The organism is uncultured Campylobacter sp., assembly GCF_938031315.1.
Classification (GTDB): domain Bacteria; phylum Campylobacterota; class Campylobacteria; order Campylobacterales; family Campylobacteraceae; genus Campylobacter_B.
Window position 1 is genome coordinate 1 of sequence record NZ_CALHHT010000237.1, and the last position, 6,629, is coordinate 6,629.

6 protein-coding genes and 1 tRNA gene are annotated in these 6,629 nt (G+C 48.1%); 2 read left to right on the forward strand and 5 right to left on the reverse strand.

All coding sequences use genetic code 11. The features are described 5' to 3' along the window. A partial coding sequence (locus Q0236_RS06015) for a TonB-dependent receptor (protein WP_297916043.1) occupies nucleotides 1–871 on the forward strand: 871 nt, incomplete at its 5' end. A gap of 184 nt (nucleotides 872–1,055) precedes the next feature. On the opposite strand, the gene Q0236_RS06020 is transcribed toward Q0236_RS06015, so the two are convergent. Continuing rightward, nucleotides 1,056–1,132 (reverse strand) — tRNA-Met (locus Q0236_RS06020). 68 nt (nucleotides 1,133–1,200) lie between these two features. On the opposite strand from Q0236_RS06020, the gene Q0236_RS06025 reads away from it, so the two are divergent. Continuing rightward, on the forward strand, nucleotides 1,201–1,764 hold the full coding sequence (locus Q0236_RS06025) for a LemA family protein (RefSeq protein ID WP_297916045.1): 564 nt from the start codon (nucleotides 1,201–1,203) through the stop codon (nucleotides 1,762–1,764). A 362-nt stretch (nucleotides 1,765–2,126) separates the two neighbouring features. On the opposite strand, the gene ybaK is transcribed toward Q0236_RS06025, so the two are convergent. The 4 genes from ybaK to Q0236_RS06045 form a co-directional block, all read right to left on the reverse strand. Next, the gene (gene ybaK, locus Q0236_RS06030) at nucleotides 2,127–2,600 is read right to left on the reverse strand and encodes a Cys-tRNA(Pro) deacylase (protein WP_297897090.1); all 474 of its coding nucleotides are present in this window, start codon (nucleotides 2,598–2,600) and stop codon (nucleotides 2,127–2,129) included. Nucleotides 2,601–2,615: 15 nt separating this feature from the next. Further along, complete coding sequence (locus Q0236_RS06035; RefSeq protein WP_297916050.1) at nucleotides 2,616–3,377, reverse strand: pseudouridine synthase; 762 nt, start codon at nucleotides 3,375–3,377, stop codon at nucleotides 2,616–2,618. 8 nt (nucleotides 3,378–3,385) lie between these two features. Further along, on the reverse strand, nucleotides 3,386–4,348 hold the full coding sequence (locus Q0236_RS06040; RefSeq protein ID WP_297916047.1) for an SIS domain-containing protein: 963 nt from the start codon (nucleotides 4,346–4,348) through the stop codon (nucleotides 3,386–3,388). Between the two features lie 336 nt (nucleotides 4,349–4,684). Beyond that, nucleotides 4,685–6,629: ribonuclease J (locus Q0236_RS06045; RefSeq protein WP_297916048.1), on the reverse strand; the 1,945-nt coding region annotated here is incomplete at its 5' end.

Here is a 6,629-nt window from a genome sequence, read left to right on the forward strand (position 1 = left end):
TATGAACGGCGTAAGCTTGCACGAACTTTTCGCGCCGTTTATCGGCTACTCCAAAAGTACCCGCGCGTTAAACGTTCAGGAGCTTTTTCACTCGGGCACGGTTTATGAAGATATCAATACCTTTTTGCAACCGGAAACCGCAAAGACGTTTCAGTTGGGATTTAATTCCCATAAGCATGGATTAATCGCGAACGACGACGTTTTTGGGTTTAAGCTTACCTACTATCGTAGCAAGGTAAAAAACTATATTTACGACAGGCTCATGCTTTTTTACGACGATAACGGCAGTCCCGATACGATGTATCTTACGCGCCTGAATGGAGATGCGACGCTTAGGGGTTTTGAGATCGAGCTGATGTATGACGCAGGATACTTTTATACTACCGCCACCTACTCTCGTCAAAAGGCGTCGTATCCACTCTCCGACAGTACGGCGGTGGATTGGACGAACGGACCTTCAAGCGGCGTATCGCAATTTAGCGAGCTTCCGAAGTACTACGCCACTATCGATGCGGGAGTAAGATTTTTCGATGAAAAACTAACGATAGGTAGCATAGCCAAAATCACGGGCAAAGCAAAAAGAATGAACCCGTTATTTACGTATACTACGAACGGTGCGGAATTTAAATCTATAAAAACGCAGGATTTACCGAGCATCCCTACGATTTTTGATATGTATGCGACCTATAAACCGATTGAAAATTTAACATTTAAGCTCGAAGTGCAAAACGTTTTTGATAAAAACTATATGGATGCGCTCTACACATATAACTCGTCGTATTCCAATCAAGTATTTAACGACGATATAACAATTTTTAACAACTCGGCTCGAGGTCGCACCGCGCTTTTAAGTATCGAATATAGATACTAATATAAAAGCGCCCTATAGCCCGGCGCAGGCTCTCATTATATGAGCTTGTACCGGGCCGGCAAATTTAAAATTTCAACCGCCGTGCCGAAAACCGCTCTACAATGTAAATTTAATAATTCCTATGATAAAATTACGCTAAATTTAAAGCAAAGGCTTACATTAAAAGGCGAAGTTCGTGATTTGATGGTGTCACGGGGGAGACTTGAACTCCCGACCTCCGGCTTATGAGACCAGCGCTCTAACCAGCTGAGCTACCGTGACGAGAAAGAATTGCGGATTATAGCCAAATATTCTTATTTTTAATTGAAACGCCTTAAAAAGGAGAGAAAATGAATGCGGCTTTGATTTTATTAGTCGTCATAGTTTTGTTAGTTTTGGCGTTAGTGGGCGTTTATAACTCGTTCATCGCCAAGCGTAACCAGGTGCGAAATATCGCCTCCACCGTCGATACACAGCTTAAAAAGCGCTACGACCTCATCCCGAATTTAGTAAGTACCGTGCGTGAGTATATGTCGCATGAAAACGCAGTCCTAACGCGCGTTAGCGAACTTCGCTCGCAAGCGATTAGCGCGGCCTCTAACGCGGATAAATTTAAGCTAAATAGCGAAATTTCAAGCCTTTTGGGGCAGATCCGCGTTGCGGTAGAGGCGTATCCAAACCTCAAGGCTAACGAATCGTTTGCCAAGCTACAAAACGCGTTAGGCGAGTGCGAGGAGCAGATCAGTGCCGCACGGCGCGCTTATAACGGCGCCGTTACGGTCTATAATAACGCTTGCGAGATGTTTCCTACTAACATCATCGCTAACGTTTTTAACTTCGTCAAAGCGGAATTCTTTGCCGCTAGCGAGCAAGAAAAGCAAGCCCCGAACGTCTCTGAGCTTTTCAAAAAATAGGCGCGAGGCGTATAAAATTTGCGATGAAATTTTAAAATTTTATCGCAAATAATGCTGAGCGTCGCAAGGCTAAATCTATAGCGAGCAAAATACAGCGAGTGCAAAGCATGCGGTTTTAAATAGGTTTGCTTTGTGCTCCGCGTACTCATCATCTCGCTTGAGATATTTTGCGGCGCGCAGTACTTAGAATTTTAACAATAAAATTTATAAAACTAATTTGATTTGTATTTTCTCGGCGCGCAGGAGCTTATTTTAATAAACGGCGCAACGCCAAATTTTAAAAGTCTAAATTTCGCAGCGTAAATTTTGGCTAGCTTGCCGCCGGCGTTACTTACGCAAGCGGCAGCAAAAGCAACGCCACGTTAATCATGTGTTATTTTGCAAATTTGCGCTTCGGTTGCGACTGCGAGATCCTTCGGCGCGAGAGCGATCTGTTTTCCGCGTACGCCTGCACTAACGTAAATTTTCTCCTGCGTTAGCGCTTTTTCATCGATGAAGGTGCGGAAGTGCTTTTTCATCCCAAGCGGCGAGCAGCCGCCCCTGACGTAGCCCGTGACCTTTTGCAAATCCTTCAAATCCATCAGCTCGCAACGCTTCGCGCCGCAAATATGCGCGAGCGCCTTGAGATCCAAATTTAGATCGCCTTGTAGGCAGGCTACGACGTATTCGTGATCCGCCGTGCAAACTATCGTTTTATAAACCCGCTCGATCGGCTCGCTCACGCTGTTTGCCACATGCACCGCGTCTAAATTTAAAGGATCAACCGCATATTCTTTGATCTCGTAGGGGATTTTCAGACCGTCCAGTACACGCGCGGCGTTTGTTTTTGAACTCATTTCGCCTCCTTAAATTTAATAGCGGATTTTGTTTTCTTTCAAAAAATCGCGCAGATCTTCATATTCGCTCTGATCGAAATAGCGCCATTTGCCGGGTTTTAACATCCCAAGCGTCATTCTACCGAACGCCGTGCGCTTAAGCTCCACGACGTCCAGATCAAAATAGCCGAAAAATCTACGCAGCTCGCGGTTTTGACCCTCGTTGATGATCGCCTTTATCTTCGTATAACCGCCGCTGCTAGGCATTATGCGGTAGCCTAAAAAGGGCTTAAATTCCATCGATTTGATCTTGCTTTTGGCGTGCGCGCCCTTGCTCGCATCTGCAGCGAAAAAGCCCTCGCGGATCGCCGTTACGACCTCATCCCCTACCTCGCCTTTTACCTTTAGATAGTACTCTCGCTCGATGTCGCTGCTCATCAGCGCCGTAGCGATCGCTGGCGCATCGGTTAGCAGCAAAAGCCCTTCGCTTGCGAAATCCAAACGCCCCACGCTAACAAATCTACTAAACCCCTCCGGCAAGCTATCGTAAATCGTCCGCCTGCCGCGATCGTCCTTTTTAGTAACTAACTCGCCTTTGCGTTTGTTATAAACGATCATCGTAAATTCCGTCTTAGGCTTGATGAGGCGCGAGCCGATGCGGATCTTCTCCTCGCCGCTAACCTCTATAAAATCGCTAACGACGCGGCCGTTAATGCTAACCTTGCCCTGCTTAATCAGCTCGTCCGCCTCACGACGTGAGTAGCCGGTGTTATGAGAGATAAATTTATTCAGACGCATCTTTTGCATTATTTTAGCCCCAGACTCGTTAGATCATGGATATGCAATATCCCCACGGGCGCGCCGTTTTCGACCACGGGCAGGACTTGAATTTTAAACTGCTCGATCAAATTTAGCGCATCTATTGCGAGCATATTTTTATCGTCCAGCATTTTAGGATTTTTGGTGGCATATTTTAGCGCGCCGTCATTGATGTCAAAATCCTCTCGCATCAGAGCGCGGCGCAGATCGCCGTCGCTTAAAATCGCCTCGAGCGCGCCTTTTTCGTCCACTAACAAAACGGTGCCGAGCTTTCCGTGCGTCATAACGTCGATAGCTTGTTTTAGGCTGGCGTTGCGCTTTGCGACCGGTAAATTTTTGCTTTGCATTACGTCTTTTACTTTGACGAAGAGTCGCTTGCCGAGGCTTCCGCCGGGATGAAAATTTGCAAAATCTTCTTTGCCGAATCTGCGCCGTCTCATCAAACAGATCGCTAACGCGTCTCCTAACGCAAGTGTTAGCGTCGTAGAAACCGTCGGCGCGGCGCCTAGCGGGCAGGCCTCTTTGACGATATTTAGGCTTATGAACTCATCGCTAACCTTGCCGAGCGAGCTGTTTTTATCGCGCGCCATCGCGATGATCTTTACGCCGAAGCGTTTGAGATGAGGTAGAATTCTAACCAGCTCCTCGCTCTCGCCGCTAAAGCTGATCGCAAGCACCATATCGCCCTTACCGATCATACCCAGATCGCCGTGCAGCGCCTCGGTAGGATGGACGAAAAACGACGGCGTGCCGGTGCTGGCAAGCGTCGCAGCGATCTTAACGCCTATGTGACCGCTCTTACCCACGCCGGTGACGATTACCTTGCCCTTGCAAGCTAGGATCAAGTTTACAGCTCGCTCAATTTCGCCGCCGATAAGATCCGCATGCCGCAAAAGCTCCGCTCCTTCGAGCCTTAGCACCTCTCGTGCCGTATCTAAAATTTCACTCATTCAACCTTCTTTTTAAAATTTGCTTCTATTTTGCGCCTCTTTGCGCCGCGCCTAAATTTACGCTAGCCGAAATTTCGCGCCTTTGAAATTTACGCCGCGAAATTCTACTCTACAAAATCGCACGCCGCCCTACCCGCTCGCCGCGGCCTTGCTAGACACGCTTTAAATTTTACTTTACGCCGAAATTGCGCTAGAAATTTTACTCGCCGCTTTAAAATTCCGTGCCGAAAAACTCGCTCACATCGCAAAATTTCACGCTCAAGAACTCATCGGCACCACAAAATTTCACCCGTCCGCCGCAGATCAAAGCCCTCTTGCGCGCTAAATTTAGCGCGCTTACATCAAATAGATCACCGGCACGATGGTCGGATATTTTTTGATCTTTCTAAAGATGTGCTTTCGCACGGCCTGGCGAATCTTGCCCTCCAGCGCCCAGTGATCGAGCAAAAACTCATCTTTTAAATTTGCCAAAAACTGCTCGATGATGCCCTGCATCTCTTTGGTAAAGTGCGCCGTTTGGTTCTCGGCGACGAGCCCATAGGTAATTACGCGCGTCTGAATGAGCCTCTTTTCGTTTTTGTCGATCTGCGCGATGATGACTGCGACGCCCGCATCGGCTAAATTTTGACGGTGCTTGACTATCTCGTCGGATATCTGCTTGTTGATCTGATTATCGATGAAGACTTTGCCCGTCTTGACGGTCTTGACGCGCTTTAGATATTTTTCGCAAACCTCCATCTGATCGCCGTCGTTCATCAGATAGATATTTTTCTCCTCTATGCCGCACTCCATCGCAGTCTCTTTGTGTTTTACGATGTGGTTGTATTCGCCGTGCACGGGTAGGAAAAATTTCGGCTTTATCAGGCGCAGCATGAGCTTTTGCTCCTCGATCGAGGCATGCCCGCTTACGTGTATCTCGCTAAAATCCTGATACGCGACCTTTGCGCCGCTTTTTAGCAGGTAATTAAGCACGGTCGAGACGCTGCTTTCGTTGCCGGGGATCGCCTTGGCGCTGATGATTACCTGATCGGTGGATTTGATCTTAATGTATTTGTGCTCGTCCGTCGCCATGCGATACAGCGCGCTCATCGTCTCGCCCTGCGAGCCGGTAGTAACGATTAAAACTTCATTATCTGGATATTTGGAAACCTGATCGGCATCGACGAAGATTTTTTTGTCTAAATTTACGTAGCCAAGCTCCATCGCGGTAAATAAATTCCGCTCCATGCTTCGTCCGATGACGCAGACCTTGCGGCCGTATTTTACGCCGCGCTCAATAGCCTGATAAACGCGGTGGATGTTTGAGCTGAAGGTGCTCATTATCACACGCCCCTTACAGCTCGAAAATATTGTATCAAAGGTCTTGCCTACCGAGCTTTCGGACTTCGTGATCCCCTCTTTGTGCGAGTTTGTGCTATCGCTCATCAAAAGCATAACGCCGTGATCGCCGTAATACGCAAGGCGGTTCAGATCGGTCGGGTAGCCGTCGATCGGCGTATGATCGATCTTAAAATCGCCCGTGTGGATGATCGTGCCCGCCTTAGTCGTGATCGCAAGCGCGCTTGCATCGATAATCGAGTGTGTTATATGGATAAACTCGACCTCAAAATCGCCGATCTGATAAAGCTGGCGCTTCTGCACGGGACGAAAGTAGCTGCGCTCGGCTTTAAGGCCGTGCTCTTCAAATTTATTGCTTATCATCCCTAAAGGAAGCGGTGTAGCGTAGATCGGGAATTGAAATTCTTTGAAAAAATATGGCATCGCGCCGATGTGATCCTCATGCGCGTGGGTAATGAGGATGCCCTTGATCTTATTTTTTATCTTGCGGACATAATCAAAATCGGGGATCAAAATATCGACCCCAAGCATGCTCTCCTCGGGAAAGCTCATGCCTACGTCTACGATGATCGCGCTCGTGTTGGTCTCAAACACGGTCATATTCGCGCCGATCTCGCCCAGTCCGCCAAGCGGCGTGATACGCACCGTCTCATCGCTGCGATTAGCGTCTTTAAGCGGGTGCAGGCGCTCCTCGTGGATCAGCTTGTTTTGCGCGATCGCATCGTCCATCGCCTTTTGCCACGGCTCGTTGCCAGTAAGACTTTTTGGCATATTTGAGCGCTTTTTATGCTTTTTCTTTTTCTGAACGTCTGAATAGCTGTCATCTGAGGCGCTAGAATTTGCGCCTTTTGCGTTATTACCGCCCGATTTTGCGGCGCCGTTTAAATTTACGCCATTGCCGCCCGCACCGTTTGAATGCGGGGCGTTTAAACCGCCATTTGAC